Source organism: Streptomyces mirabilis (assembly GCF_018310535.1).
GTDB lineage: Bacteria > Actinomycetota > Actinomycetes > Streptomycetales > Streptomycetaceae > Streptomyces.
Map to the genome: position 1 here is coordinate 1,406,625 of NZ_CP074102.1, position 13,103 is coordinate 1,419,727.

General features: G+C 70.7%; 11 protein-coding genes. 4 read left to right on the plus strand and 7 right to left on the minus strand.

From position 1 onward, the window contains the following. Window positions 1–65 precede the first annotated feature (65 nt). Entirely contained in the window at window positions 66–2,378 is a 2,313-nt protein-coding gene (locus SMIR_RS06350; protein ID WP_168496942.1) for a glycosyl hydrolase family 95 catalytic domain-containing protein, read from the plus strand. On the opposite strand, the gene SMIR_RS06355 is transcribed toward SMIR_RS06350, so the two are convergent. Further along, complete coding sequence (locus SMIR_RS06355) at window positions 2,375–3,628, minus strand: SGNH/GDSL hydrolase family protein (protein ID WP_168496940.1); 1,254 nt, start codon at window positions 3,626–3,628, stop codon at window positions 2,375–2,377. The two genes, SMIR_RS06350 and SMIR_RS06355, sit on opposite strands and share 4 nt — an antisense overlap. Window positions 3,629–3,824: 196 nt before the next feature. Here SMIR_RS06355 and SMIR_RS06360 point away from each other — a divergent pair, with 196 nt between their 5' ends. Both SMIR_RS06360 and SMIR_RS06365 read left to right on the plus strand, forming a co-directional pair. Continuing rightward, the gene (locus SMIR_RS06360) at window positions 3,825–4,193 is read left to right on the plus strand and encodes a PPOX class F420-dependent oxidoreductase (protein ID WP_101401642.1); all 369 of its coding nucleotides are present in this window, start codon (window positions 3,825–3,827) and stop codon (window positions 4,191–4,193) included. 36 nt (window positions 4,194–4,229) lie between these two features. Next, window positions 4,230–4,970 (plus strand): Type 1 glutamine amidotransferase-like domain-containing protein, encoded by a 741-nt coding sequence (locus tag SMIR_RS06365; RefSeq protein WP_168496938.1) that lies wholly within the window; start codon window positions 4,230–4,232, stop codon window positions 4,968–4,970. A 25-nt stretch (window positions 4,971–4,995) separates the two neighbouring features. Here SMIR_RS06365 and SMIR_RS06370 read toward each other — a convergent pair whose 3' ends face one another. The 6 genes from SMIR_RS06370 to SMIR_RS06395 all read right to left on the minus strand — a co-directional run bounded on the left by SMIR_RS06370 (window position 4,996) and on the right by SMIR_RS06395 (window position 12,751). Further along, window positions 4,996–6,363, minus strand: a complete 1,368-nt coding sequence (locus SMIR_RS06370) for a bifunctional transcriptional activator/DNA repair enzyme AdaA (protein ID WP_212728318.1) — start codon at window positions 6,361–6,363, stop codon at window positions 4,996–4,998. Between the two features lie 460 nt (window positions 6,364–6,823). Continuing rightward, the gene (gene rsgA, locus SMIR_RS06375) at window positions 6,824–7,933 is read right to left on the minus strand and encodes a ribosome small subunit-dependent GTPase A (protein WP_168496936.1); all 1,110 of its coding nucleotides are present in this window, start codon (window positions 7,931–7,933) and stop codon (window positions 6,824–6,826) included. 319 nt (window positions 7,934–8,252) lie between these two features. Next, window positions 8,253–8,474, minus strand: coding sequence for a hypothetical protein (locus tag SMIR_RS06380; RefSeq protein WP_212726727.1), 222 nt, complete (start codon window positions 8,472–8,474; stop codon window positions 8,253–8,255). A 27-nt stretch (window positions 8,475–8,501) separates the two neighbouring features. Then, complete coding sequence (locus tag SMIR_RS06385; RefSeq protein WP_168496932.1) at window positions 8,502–8,924, minus strand: hypothetical protein; 423 nt, start codon at window positions 8,922–8,924, stop codon at window positions 8,502–8,504. A 3-nt stretch (window positions 8,925–8,927) separates the two neighbouring features. Continuing rightward, the gene (locus tag SMIR_RS06390; RefSeq protein ID WP_249938388.1) at window positions 8,928–9,707 is read right to left on the minus strand and encodes a hypothetical protein; all 780 of its coding nucleotides are present in this window, start codon (window positions 9,705–9,707) and stop codon (window positions 8,928–8,930) included. 347 nt (window positions 9,708–10,054) lie between these two features. Further along, window positions 10,055–12,751 carry a SpoIIE family protein phosphatase gene (locus SMIR_RS06395; RefSeq protein WP_168496930.1) on the minus strand — a complete coding sequence of 899 codons (2,697 nt, stop codon included), beginning with the start codon at window positions 12,749–12,751 and terminating at the stop codon, window positions 10,055–10,057. 158 nt (window positions 12,752–12,909) lie between these two features. Between SMIR_RS06395 and SMIR_RS06400 the strand changes: the two genes are divergently transcribed. Then, window positions 12,910–13,092, plus strand: a complete 183-nt coding sequence (locus SMIR_RS06400) for a hypothetical protein (RefSeq protein WP_168486622.1) — start codon at window positions 12,910–12,912, stop codon at window positions 13,090–13,092. Window positions 13,093–13,103: the final 11 nt, after the last annotated feature.

Sequence of the window (13,103 nt, forward strand, 5' to 3'; positions counted from 1 at the left end):
GATAGCTCCGATGAATCGATGAAACGCCTGAAGCGCAGTCGCTCGAGCCGCCTGGAGGCACCCGCATGCCCAGCCCGTCCAGACGTACCGTCCTCGCCACCGGATCCGCCCTCGGCGGCACCCTGCTCGCCGGAGGCATGCCCGCCCAGGCCCGGGCGGCCGGTCGCGCGGACACCTCCGACCCCTGGCGCACCGTCCTCGAAGACGCCGATCTGGTCTGGCAGCGGATGCCGAAGACCTGGTACGAGGGCCCCTACCTCGGCAACGGCTTCCTCGGCTCCGGGATCTACGCCGAACCGGGCGCGGAGACCGGTTCCTTCTCGGCCGTGCGCTTCAACGTCCAGCACTCGCAGGTGCAGGACCACCGCCCCGAGTTCGGCTCCCTCTTCGGCCTCGCCCGCCTGCCCATCGGCTGGTTCACGCTGGAGCCGGTGGGCGCGATCACGGGGCTGGACTGGCGGCTCGGGCTGCGCGACGCCGAGCTGACCGGCACGCTCACCACGGACAAGGGCACGCTCACGCTCCGCGCCCTGGTGCACAACTCCCGCTCGGTCCTCGCCGTCGAGGTGACCCCCAGCGAGGGCGAGCGCGACTTCCGCTGGGTCTTCCACCCGGCGGACGCGATCAGCCCGCGCGCCGACTTCAAGCCCCTCCCGGACGGCTACCAGGGCAATCCGCCCGCCGAGGTCGCCACACACGACGGCGTCTCCACCGCCGTACAGCCCCTGCTGTCGGGTGGACAGCACGTGACCGCGTGGCGGGAGCGGACGCGGGGCGGAACACGATGCCTGTACGTGCATGTCGCGCACTCGTATCCCAGGTCCACGGCGCTGGGCCGGGCGCTCGCCACCGTGCGCGGGGCGTCGGCGCTGCCGTACGACCTGCTGGCGGGAACCCATCGCGCCTGGTGGCACGCCTACTACCGCAAGAGCTTCCTCTCCCTCCCCGACGCACGCATCCAGCGTTTCTACTGGATCCAGCTCTACAAGACGGCGTCGGCGGCCCGGCGGGACGCGCCCGTGATGGCGACCAGTGGGCCCTGGCTGGAGTCCACACCCTGGCCCAACACCTGGTGGAACCTCAACGTCCAGCTGGAGTACTGGCTGATCCACGGCTCGAACCACCTCGAACTCGACGCCGTGACCAGGGCGTTGAGCGAGTTCCGGGGCAATCTGTCGAAGGAGGTGGCGGACCGGTACCGCGCCGACTCGCTCGGCATCCCGCGCACCACGGACCCGCAGCTCGTCAACGGCGCGGCGGGCACCCTCACCGGCTACGGCGTCGGCATCCCCGGCCAGGACCCGCCCACTCCCGAGGTCGGCAACCTCACCTGGGCCCTGCACAACGTCTGGCTCAGCTACCGCCACACCATGGACGAGTCGATCCTGCGGGACGTCCTCTTCCCCCTGCTGCGCAAGGCGATCAACTACTACCTGCACTTCCTGGAGCCGGGCGCGGACGGGAAGTTGCACCTGCCCGCCACTTTCTCCCCCGAGTACGGCGGCAACTCGCGCGACTGCAACTACGACCTGATGCTGCTGACCTGGGGCTGCCGCACCCTGCTGGAGTCGGCCGAACTCCTCGGCATCGATGACGCGTTGGCGCCGCGCTGGCGCGAGGTGCTGGCCAAGCGGGTGCCGTACCCGACGGACACCAACGGCTTCATGATCGGCGTGGACATCCCCTTCGCGAAGTCGCACCGGCACTACTCGCATCTGCTCGCGGTGTACCCGCTGTACGAGCTGACCGGCCGCACGCCCGACGAACTGGCGCTGATCGAGAAGTCGTTGGCGCACTGGGTGGGCTTCGAGGGTGCCCTTCAGGGTTACACCTTCACGGGCGCCGCCTCGATGTCCGCGCTGCTCGGCAAGGGCGAGGACGCTCTCGAGTACCTCGGTCAGCTCATGACCCGCTTCATCCAGCCGAACACCATGTACAAGGAGTCGGGCCCGGTCATCGAGACGCCGCTGTCGGCCGCCCAGTCCCTGCACGACATGGTCTGCCAGTCCTGGGGCGGCGTCGTCCGGGTCTTCCCCGCCCTGCCCGCCGCCTGGGCGGACCTGACGGTCCATGACTTCCGCACCCAGGGCGCCTTTCTGCTCAGCGCGGTACGGAAGGGCGGCGCGACCCGCTGGGTCCGGCTGGTCAGCGAGGCGGGCGCGCCCTGCGTCGTACGGCACGGCATCGAGGGCGCGATCGACGTACGGGACGGGCGGGGACGGCCGCTGCGGTACGAGACGGTCGGCGACGGGACGATCCAAGTCGCCCTGCGCCGCGACGAGTCGGCGCTGATCACGGCGAAGGGCGACCGCCCGGACCTGACCATCACGCCGGTACGGCCGAACGCGGACGCTCCCCGGTGGGGGCTGCCCGCCTAGGGAAGGAGCGTGTCCAGGTCGATGTCGTCGGCCAGCGCCTGCATCCCGGTGTCGTTGAAGTGGAGGTGGTCGCCGGGGTCGTAGGCGGGGCGGATGCGATGCGGGTCGGCCGGGTCGCGGACGGCGGCGTCGAAGTCCACGACCGCGTCGAAGAGATCGGCGTTGCGGATGAAGGCGTTGACCGTCAGCCGGAGCGCCTCGCGGGACTCCGTATAGGCGCCATATCCGCCGTACGGGGTGATCGTGGCACCGACGACCCGGATCCCGCGGGCGTGGGCGCGCACCACGATCCGGCGGTAGGCGTCCTCGATGGCGAGGGGGTCCGTCTGCTCGGGCGTGCCCTTGATGTCGTTGATGCCCTCCAGCACGATCATCGTGTGCACTCCGGCGCGGGAGAGGACGTCGGCGTCGAGGCGGGTCAGGGCGCTCGGGCCGCCGCTCTCCTGCAGGAGGCGGTTTCCGGAGATCCCCGCGTTGAGGACACCGAGCCGGCGGTACGCGGGGAGCATGCGCAGACGGGCGGCGAGCAGGTCGGGCCAGCGGCGGTTGGCGCTGGACGTCGAGCCGGTGCCGTCGGTGAGAGAGTCCCCGAGCGCGACCACGCTGCCCGCGGCGGGAGCGTCGAGTACGTCGACACCGGTCACGTAGTACCAGTTGCCGAGGGTGACGGTGTACGCGGTGCCGGGCTCGTCGGCGGTCCGGTCCCCTTCGCGGGCCAGGAAGTTGGTCTGGAACGCGGAGCGGTGGTAGGTCGCCGGGCCGGAGTCGGCAGGGGTGTGGACCGAGATCAGGAGGTTGGCGTCGGCGGGGATCGGGAGATCGACGGGGTCGCTGACCATGTCCTGCCCCACGGGGATCGTCACGGATCGGCGGCCGGCGAACGTGGCGACGCGCAGCGACCCCGGGGTGGCGTTCGGGCTCGTGGGCCTGCCCCACTCCTGCAACGCGACCGTGACGGCGTCGAGTTGGAGGGGTGCGGTGCCGAGCCGGTTGGAGACGCGGATGCGGGCGGCGCTGCCGCCGACGCTGGTGTGCACGACGTTGCGGATCGAGGCGCCGGGCAGGGCGGGGGCGGTTCCGGAAGGGGCGGTCTCCCAGGTGCCGGTCCAATACGCCTGGTCGCTGTCGAGGCCGCGGTCATGGCCGGTGAGGGGGGTGGACCCCGCATCGGCGCTCGCGGCCGGCGGGACGAGCGTCAGAACGGTCACCAGGGCGGTGAGGAGATGACGAGCCTTGATCACGCGGGTCATACGGGATCGCTTCCCTGACCGTCGGGCCGGTCAACGAAAGGTCACACCGTTGGCCGTCCCCACTCACCCACACCACTGATTCGTAGGACCTATCGTTCGATCGTCCCGAACAGAGCCACGTCCGCACCGCTTTGGAGCGGGAGACCTAGGACCAGGACCCGATGCGGTCCGCGCACGGGCGTGTTTGGCTGCTGCCATGACCGAATTCAGCGAGGCGGAACGCGCCTACCTCACCACACAGCGACTGGGTCGACTGGCCACCGTGGACGCCCACGGGCAGCCGCAGGCGAACCCCGTCGGCTTCTTCCCGCAGGACGACGGGACGATCCTGATCGGCGGTTACGCGATGGGCACCACGAAGAAGTGGCGCAACCTGCGGAAGAACCCGAAGGTGGCGCTCGTCGTCGACGACATCGTCAGCCGACAGCCGTGGAAGGTGCGGGGCATCGACATCCGGGGCGAGGCGGAACTCCTCACCGGCCCCCACGACTTGGGGCCGCACTTCAGCGAGGAACTGATCCGCATCCATCCCCGGCGCATCCACAGCTGGGGCCTGGAGGACTGACCGGAGCCGCGACGACGCTTGGTAGGGTCACCGACCATGACCGCCACGGAACCCACCGTCCTGGCCACGTCGGGGGGTCACCGCGTCGGCGGCCGCACCCGGCTGACGTTCGACGCGCTCGTCCACCACGCAGTCGAACTGTCGGGCGTGCACGGGCGCCGGCCCCGGGTCATGTATGTCGGTACCGCGATCGGCGACGCCGAGCACTTCACCACTCGGATGAGCGAGGCGGCGCGCGTGGCGGGCTTCGACCTGACGCCGCTGCACCTCTTCCCCATGCCCAACCTCGACGACATCGAGGCGGCGGTGCTGGAGCAGGACGTGGTGTGGGTGATGGGCGGTTCGGTGGCGAACCTGCTCGCCGTGTGGCGCGTACACGGACTGGACGCGATGCTCCGTCGCGCGTGGCAGGCCGGGGTCGTCCTCAGCGGGGTGAGCGCCGGATCGATCTGCTGGTTCCAGGGTGGCACCACCGACTCCTTCGGCCCCGAACTGCGCCCGCTCACCAACGGTCTCGGCTTCCTCCCGTACGGAAACGGCGTCCACTACGACACCGACCCCGGCCGCCGCCCCCTGGTCCACCGGCTCGTCGCCGAGGGCACGCTGCCGCTCAGCCACTGCACCGACGACGGCGTGGGCCTGGTCTACCGCGGTACCGAACTCGTCGAGACCGTCAGCGAGACGCCGGGCAAGGGGGCGTACGTCGTCCGGCGCGAGGGGGACCGGGCGGTCGAGGAGCGCCTGGAACCGCGCCTGCTCCCGGCACCGCGACACTGACGTTCCCGACGGCAGCGCGGGGACTTCACTCCAACTCCCCAGCCACGCTGAGGTGTTGAACGGCGTACGAGCGCCACGGGCGCCACGCGTCCGGCACGTCCACCCCCGGCGGCACCACGTCGGGGTCGCCGAGCGCGCGCGTACGGATTGCGGCGGCGGTACGGCCGTCCAGCCCCGGCAACGCCAGCAGCGCCTCCTGCGCCTCATCGCGCTCCGCGCCCGCGTCCAGCCTCAGGGTGCCGTCGGCGAGGGCGGTGGTGAGCGCGCCGAGGGGGCCGTCGGGCTCGGCCTCCGCGAGGACGGCCGGCTCCGGGAACACATGGGTGAGCGTGCCGCTCGGGGCGTCCAGCGCCTTCCCGTACCGCCGCACCAGCCGCTCGGTCTCCGCCCGCCCCACCAGCGCGCGCACGGCCAGCTCGTCCGGATCGGCGGCACCCGGCGAGCGCAGGCCGGGGCGCGCGGCGACCAGCGGGGCCAGCCGGGGATCGGCGCCCAGCCGCTCGTCGACGGCGTACGGATCGGCGTCGAGGTCGAACAGCCGGCGCAGGCGCTGGACGGCGGTGGTGAGGTCGCGCAGGTCGGTGAGGTGGAGCCGGGCGTCGAGCCAGCCGCGCGAGCGTTCGTCCACCGCGACGATTCCGGTGCCGTACGGGAGGCGCAGGGTGCGTTGGTAGGTACGGCGGCCGGGGGTGCCGCCGATGTCCTCCACCCCAGGGACCGCCTCGTGGGCGAGCAGGTCGAAGACGGCGGCGGACTGGTAGGGGCCTCGGTGGGCGAGGCGCAGTGGGATCCCGGCGGTGGGGGTGAGGGTGCGCCGGGCTCCGGTCCCGCCCCGTGGTGCGGCGGCCGCGCGCAGTTCGCTCGGCGTCGAGTCATATACCGCGCGGATCGTGTCGTTGAACTGCCGGACGCTGGCGAAACCGGCCGCGAACGCGATCTCCGTGATCGGCAGGCCGGTGGTCTGGAGCAGGACGCGGGCGGTGTGGGCGCGCTGGGCGCGGGCGAGGGCGACGGGGCCCGCGCCGACCTCCGCGGTGAGCTGCCGCTGCACCTGGCGGGCGCTGTATCCGAGCCGGACGGCGAGCCCTCCGACGCCCTCCCGGTCGACCACGCCATCCCCGATGAGTCGCATGGCGCGCCCTACGACGTCGGCCCGTACATTCCACTCCGCGGAGCCGGGGACGGCGTCCGGGCGGCACCTGCGGCAGGCTCGGAAGCCCGAGCTCTGCGCCGCGGCGGCCGTCGTGTAGTACCGCACGTTCTGCCGCTTCGGCGTCACCGCCGGGCAGCTGGGCCGACAGTAGATCCCGGTCGTCTCCACCGCGAAGAAGAACTCCCCGTCAAACCGGGCGTCCCTGCTCCGCACCGCCTCGTACCTGGTCTCCGCGTCAATCACACCTACCAGTCTGCGCCACCGTCCGCCCTTCGACTGGCGGCTTTCAGACACGACGCTCAACCCAAAAACCCTGATCCCGCCCCCGCCGCCCCTACCCGTCCCATCCCAGGGGCTCCGCCCCCAGCCCCCCGGTCCTCAAACGCCGGACGGGCTAAAAGATACGCGCCAGCGCTCCCAAGGCACGCGGGAAACTCCGCGACCAACCCCCACCCGCCATCAGCCAAACGAATCCGGACGGGCAGGGACGCGGGGCGCAGCCCCCGCCTCAGGGACGCGAGGAACTGCGCGACCAACCCCCACCCGCCGTCGGCCAAAGAAGTTCGGTCGGGCGGGAATGCGGGGCGCAGCCCCCGCCTCAGGGGCGCGAGGAACTGCGCGACCAGCTCCCGCCCGTCCGCAGCCGAAGAACACACCCGGGGGCCTGGGGCGCAGCTCCGGACCCCCGTTCCGCGCAGGCTCAGTGCCAACGACCCCGTTTGGCGTCCATCGCCGCCCTCCCCTCCGCCCCCTTCCGCTTCCAGTCCCGTCGAATCTCCGCCCGCACCCGCGCATCCGTCTTGGCGACGATCCGCTGGTTCTCGCGCAGCAGCTTGCGATAGCTGTCGAGGCGGCGTTCGGGAAGGACGCCGGAGTCGACGGCGGCGAGAACCGCGCAGCCGGGCTCCGCATCGTGCGCGCAGTCGTGGAAGCGACAGTCGGCGGCCAACTCCTCGATCTCGGAGAAGACCTGCCCGACTCCGGTCTCGGCGTCCCAGAGGCCGACCCCGCGCAGTCCGGGCGTGTCGATGAGGACACCCCCGCCGGGGAGGGCGAGAAGGTTGCGGGTCGTCGTGGTGTGGCGGCCCTTGCCGTCCACATCACGCGCGGCCCGTACGTCCATCACGTCCTCGCCGATCAGTGCGTTGGCGAGGGTCGACTTGCCCGCGCCGGACTGTCCGAGGAGGACGGACGTGCCGCCCGACAGCACCGCCGCGAGCACGTCCAGACCCTCCCCGGCGCTGGAGCTGACCGGCAGCACCGGGACCCCGGGCGCCGCCGTCTCGACATCCTGGACGAGGTGTCCGAGCGTCGCCGCGTCGGGCACGAGGTCGGCCTTGGTGAGGACGACCAGGGGCTGCGCACCGGACTCCCAGGCCAGCGCGAGGAATCGTTCGACGCGGCCGAGGTCGAGTTCCAGGGCGAGGGACACGGCGACGACGGCGTAGTCGACGTTGGCCGCGAGGATCTGCCCCTCGGAGCGCTTGGAGGAGGTGGAGCGTACGAAGGCGGTACGGCGCGGCAGATACGTACGCACGTAGCGCGGGTTGCCCGCGGGTTCGACGGCGACCCAGTCCCCGGTGCACACGACCCGCATCGGATCGTTCGGCGTCACGAACGCGGTGTCCGCGCGCAGCACCCCGTCGGTGGTGACCACGTCGCACTGACCGCGGTCGACCCGGATCACCCGCCCGGCCAGCAGCCCTTCGGTGTCGTACGGGGCGAACTCCTCGGCCCAGGCGTCGTCCCAGCCGTAGGGAACGAGCGCGGCGAGCGGTGAGGAGGGGAAAGCGAGAAAAGCGGAAGTCAAGGGAGACCCTTCACAAGGGCGGCCCCGGCACGCGCGCTCGGGCGCGGAGAGAAGAGGAGGATCAGCCGGCGGCCACGGAGGTGGACTTGATGAACTTCTGGATGCGGGCAGCGCCCATCTCGAAGACAGCCATCGGTCACACCTCCCGGACATGCACCAGACGTGCACGAGTCACCCGCGGCACCCATCGGCCACCGCTCGAACAGAGCCGACCCTAAAGGCACACGGACCCGCGGCGCCATCGAATTACGGCGCACCTGACAGCGGCTTGCCGAGATTCGACGGCGCCGTGGGTCCGATCCCGATCGCCCGGAAGGACCTAGGCGGCGCGAGTGGCGGCGCTACGGTGCGCGAACGACGTCGCGCGTGACTGTCTCCCGGGGTCGAAGGCGTCGGTGGCGCCCGCGCCTTCGTTGCCGGGGCCGGTGTTCCAGCCCTCGATCTTCCGGGCGGCGCCCTTCACCTTGGAGTGGCCGCGCTTGTACGCGATCTCGAAGTGGGACTCCTTGGGCGTCTCGAAGTCGCAACCCGGCGGTGGCACCGACGAAGTGACGCCTGGTCAGCTCGTTCACGCTGTGCCCTTCTTGACGCGTTGGTTGACGACGGCCAGTCGTACGGCCAGGCCCAGGCAGATGGCGGCCAGCAGGGGCAGGATCACCAGGGCCGGGTTGACCCAGGGCGGGACCAGGTCGTAGGTGGCGTTGCACTTGTCGTGCAGGGGGAACCATCGCGAAGGCTCTTGCCAGTGCGTGGAGCGGTAGGAGCGGTCGTAGGTGGCGCCGGCCGCGTGGCAGGACTCTTCCGCGTCCAGGGAGGAACCCCAGAGGCCGCCGATGATCCACGTGACGACGGTGGTGACGAAGCAGAGCGCGGCTGTCACGACGAACCAGCCGGGTGTCTTCCACCGGCCGGTGAACAGGGGCCTGCTCCACAGTCCCAGCACGAGCAGCGCGGGTACGGCGAGGAAGAGGAAGTTCGCGATGACGCCCATGGTTCAGTGGCCGACTCGAGCGGCTGCCCGCCGGCCGGCGGCCTTGAGGTACCTCTGCAGGTTGCTCTTGTAGGTGGCGGCCATGGTGTTCTCCAGGCCGGTGAGTGCGAGCATGCGGTCGCTGAAGCCCAGGCAGAACGCGTCGAGCTTGTCGCCGCCGCCGGGAAGATTGATCATCACGGACGGAAGCATGGCTCCGGAGGCCATGATGAGCTTCTTGCGGGCGAGGTCGACGGTGACGTCGTCCACGGCCGTGAGAATGTTCCAGCAGGACTGCTTGCAGTTGCCGGCGGTCTGCCAGCGGCCGTCCAAGTGGTTGCGGAAGCGGCGCAGTGCGCCGCCGCCGTTGTACTGGGCCCTGACCCAGTCGACCACGTTCTGGCCGCCCGCGACGGCTTTCCCCAGCAGGTATCCGTCGGCGTCCTCGACCATGTCGGTGAAGCCGAAGCTGGAGACGACGTCGGGCTTGGCGAGCTTCGCGTCGCAGAAGGCGTGGCCGGAGGCGTACCGCTCCTCGGAGTTCCGCCAGTCGGCGTAGAAGGTCATGATGTCGCCTCCCCAGCCGACGATGTCGCCGCCGGTGGCGGACTGCTTGTCGCTGGGGTCGGAGTTGACCAGGAACCCGTTGGCGGTGGCCATCAGGTGGGTGGCGTCGAGGTCGTGGCCGGAGACGGGGTCCTTGAAGAAGTCCATCACCGACATGCCCCGGCCGTTGCAGTAGTCGATGAACCCGGAGTCGTAGCTGCCGGCGAGCCACCACCAGGCCATGCCCTGGTACTTCAAGCTGCGGTGGAAACTGACGCGTCTTTCGGGGAAGCCGAGAAGTTTGCGGGGTCATCGTCCGGATGGGCTCACCTCGGCTGCCTGAGCACGCGGGGGGCGGCCCCGGGCAGCCTCGGGCGGCAGTTGCCGGCGCCCACCTCCACCTGGACTCACGCGGAGATCATCACCGTGGGCGACTTCACCGGTTGGAACCGGTTGGAACCGGTTGGACCTCATGGTGCGCTGGTCCGACGGCGAGACGAGGATGTACGTCGACGCCGGCATGGATCACCTCGGCACGGAAGAGAACCTGGTTCCCCACGCCCGAGCGCGCCCCGGGCGCCCAGCTCGATCCTTGCCGACAGCGTTCACGGGCGGGGCTGCCCGGTGACCCGCGGCAGTGCCTGTTCGGCCCAGATGACCTTGCCGTGGGGGGTGTACCGGGTGCCCCAGCGCTCGGCCATCTGCGACACCAGGAACAGGCCCCGGCCTCCCTCGTCCATGGTCGCCGCGTACCGCAGATGCGGCGAGGTGCTGCTGCTGTCGGTCACCTCGCAGATGAGCGTACGGTCATGGATCAGCCGTACGTGGATCGGCTCGGAGCCGTAGCGGATGGCGTTGGTGATGAGCTCGCTCAGGATGAGTTCCATGCTGAAGCCGAGCTCGGACAGGCCCCACTCGTCGAGCTTCCGGGACACGGTGTCGCGCATCCCGGCGACGGCGGCCGGGTCGAGCGGCACGTCCCAGTCGGCGATCCGGTCGGCCGGCAGCCCCTGGGTGCGGGCGATGAGCAGGGCGACGTCGTCCTTGGGACGCCCTGGCAGCAGCTCGTCCAGCACGGCCTGGCAGCTCTCCTCGGGAGACCGGTCGGGGTGCCCCGCCAGTGCTTCGCGCAGCAGTTCCATGCCCACGTCCAGGTCGCGTCTGCGGTCCTCGATGAGGCCGTCGGTGTACAGGACGAGCTGGGCGCCCTCCGCGATGTCCAGTTCGGCGGTCTGGAACGGCAGGCCGCCCAGGCCGAGGGGAGGCCCGGTCGGCACGTCCACGAAGGTGACGCTTCCGTCTGGGTGGACGAGCGCGGGCGCCAGGTGCCCGGCACGTGCCATGACGCAGCGGCGCGTCACGGGGTCGTAGATCGCGTACAGGCAGGTGGCGCCCACAATGCCCGCGACACCGTCCGTGTCCTGCTCGTCCTGGTCGATGCGGCCGACCAGGTCGTCCAGATGACTCAGCAGCTCGTCGGGGGGCAGGTCGAGGGTGGAGAAGTTGTGCACCGCGGTCCGCAGCCGCCCCATCGTGGCGGCTGCGTGCAGGCCGTGGCCGACCACGTCGCCGACGGCCAGCGCCACCCGGCTGCCCGGCAGGGGGATCACATCGAACCAGTCCCCGCTCACACCCGACTGGGCGGGCAGGTAGCGGTAGCCGACGTCGAGGGCGCTCTGCTCGGGCAGGGCCCGCGGCAGCAGGCTGCGCTGGAGGGTGACCGCCAGCGCGTGCTCGCGGGTGTAGCGGCGGGCGTTGTCGATGCTGACCGCGGCACGGGCCACCAGTTCCTCCGCCAGCGACAGCTCCTCCTCGTCGAAGGGCTCGTGCTGCTTGGCGCGCCAGAAGTTGGCCACGCCCAGCACGACACCGCCGGCCTGGATCGGGGCGGCGATGAGGGAGTGGATGCCGTAGTCGATGATCTCCTTGGTGCGCTCCGGGTCCTGCGCGTGCCAGCCCACGGCGGTCGACAGGTCCGTCACCAGTTCGGAACGGCCGCTGCCGTAGCCGCGCGCCTGGGGCGTGGAGGGCGCGAAGTCGATCAGTCGGCCCCTTTCGTAGAGCGGATGGTCGTTCCGGATGCCGCACACGGCGATGCGTCGCAGGTCCGTCGCCGTGGGGGCCGGCTCCTCGCCGTGCAGCACGGCGTCGGCCAGGTCGACGGTGACGAAGTCGGCGAAGCGGGGGACGGCGACCCGCGCCAGCTCGTCGGCGGTGCGCCGCACGTCCAGGGTGGTGCCGACGCCGAGTCCGGCGTCGTACAGCAGCTTCAGCCGCTCCCGTGCGACCTCCGCCCTGCCGGTGACCGCCTGGAGCTCGGTGGAGTCGCGCAGGGTCACCACCGTTCCCTCGATGCCTCCGTCACGCCCCGTGGGCCGCTGGTTGACCGCCAGCAGCCGCTCCCCGGTGAAGTGCACCTCGTCGGTGGCCTCACGCCCGGAGACGAGCAGCTCCACCATCTCGGGTTCGAGGTTCGACAGCTGCGACACGAGCCGCCCCTCGGCGTCGGGGGGCAGCTCCAGCAGTCGTCTGGCCTCGTCGTTCACCAGCAGAAGCCGGCCGTCGCCGGCAACGATGAGCACTCCCTCGCGCACGGAGTGCAGCACCGTGTCGTGGTGGTCGTACATGCGGGTCATCTCGTCCGGGGCCAGGCTGTGGGTCTGCCGTCGCAGCCGTCGGCCCACCAGTGCCGTCACCCCGGTGGACACCACGAGTGCCCCGGCCCCGGCGCCCAGGATGATCGTTAGTTGCCGGTCCACCTGACTGGTGACGTTCTTGACCTTCAGACCGGCCGACACCAGGCCCACCACCTTGTCGGCGCCGTCCTTGATGGGAACGGTGGCCTGCACCTCGTGGCCGAGCGGGCCGTGGACGCTCTCCGTGTAGACCTTGCCCGCCAACGACGGCCCGATGGTGCCCACGAACCGTTTTCCGATCAGACTCGGTATGGGGTGGGTGTAGCGGATGCCCTTGGTGTCCATGACCACGATGAAGTCGACCCCGGCGGCCTTGCGGGCCGCCTCGGTGGCCGGCTGGAGAATCTTGCTCGGGTCGGGGGTCCGCAGTGCCGCCACGACCCCGGGAGAGTGCGCGAAGGTCTCCGCCGTGGCTACGGAGCGGCGCTTGGCCTCGGCGGTGGTGTCCCGCTCCGACTGCAGGGCAAGGGCGAAAACACCGCAGGCCACGAGCAGCACGACCAGGGCCACCTGAAGAACGAACACCTGCCCGGCTACGCTTCGCGGGCTCCTGCTGACCAGTGGCCTGAGTGAAAAACGTCGAAAACCGGCGAAACGATTCGCCATGTGACCTTTCTAGCACTGGTGATCCCGAGCGGCCATGGCCCACGCGTGACACATGATCGCCCGGGGACGCGCCAACCGGCCCAGGGCGGCGCCACGAGCGGAACCGGCGGCATCTCTCCGCAGTACCGTGTCCGGAGACGATCACCGGGAGGGGCGGGATGACGAACGATCTCCAATTCAGTTGGACGCTGGATGGCAGCGGTTGGGCGATCTGCCGCATCGCGGACAGCTCTTCGGAGCAGCAGGAGATCGTCAGCTACTGCACCGATGCCCTTGCCGACCTGCTCCATGGTGGCGTTTCCGTAACTTGGAGACGCCCCACGGCAGACACACGTCAGTGACCAGGTGAGGC

What these genes read in the sequence shown, in the direction of transcription:
- SMIR_RS06360 (WP_101401642.1), top strand. Translation starts at nt 3,825, where the DNA reads ATGACCGAATTCAGCGAGGCGGAACGCGCCTACCTCACCACACAGCGA.
- SMIR_RS06355 (WP_168496940.1), bottom strand. Translation starts at nt 3,628, where the DNA reads ATGACCCGCGTGATCAAGGCTCGTCATCTCCTCACCGCCCTGGTGACC.
- SMIR_RS06400 (WP_168486622.1), top strand. Translation starts at nt 12,910, where the DNA reads ATGACGAACGATCTCCAATTCAGTTGGACGCTGGATGGCAGCGGTTGG.
- SMIR_RS06350 (WP_168496942.1), top strand. Translation starts at nt 66, where the DNA reads ATGCCCAGCCCGTCCAGACGTACCGTCCTCGCCACCGGATCCGCCCTC.
- SMIR_RS06385 (WP_168496932.1), bottom strand. Translation starts at nt 8,924, where the DNA reads ATGGGCGTCATCGCGAACTTCCTCTTCCTCGCCGTACCCGCGCTGCTC.
- SMIR_RS06365 (WP_168496938.1), top strand. Translation starts at nt 4,230, where the DNA reads ATGACCGCCACGGAACCCACCGTCCTGGCCACGTCGGGGGGTCACCGC.
- SMIR_RS06395 (WP_168496930.1), bottom strand. Translation starts at nt 12,751, where the DNA reads ATGGCGAATCGTTTCGCCGGTTTTCGACGTTTTTCACTCAGGCCACTG.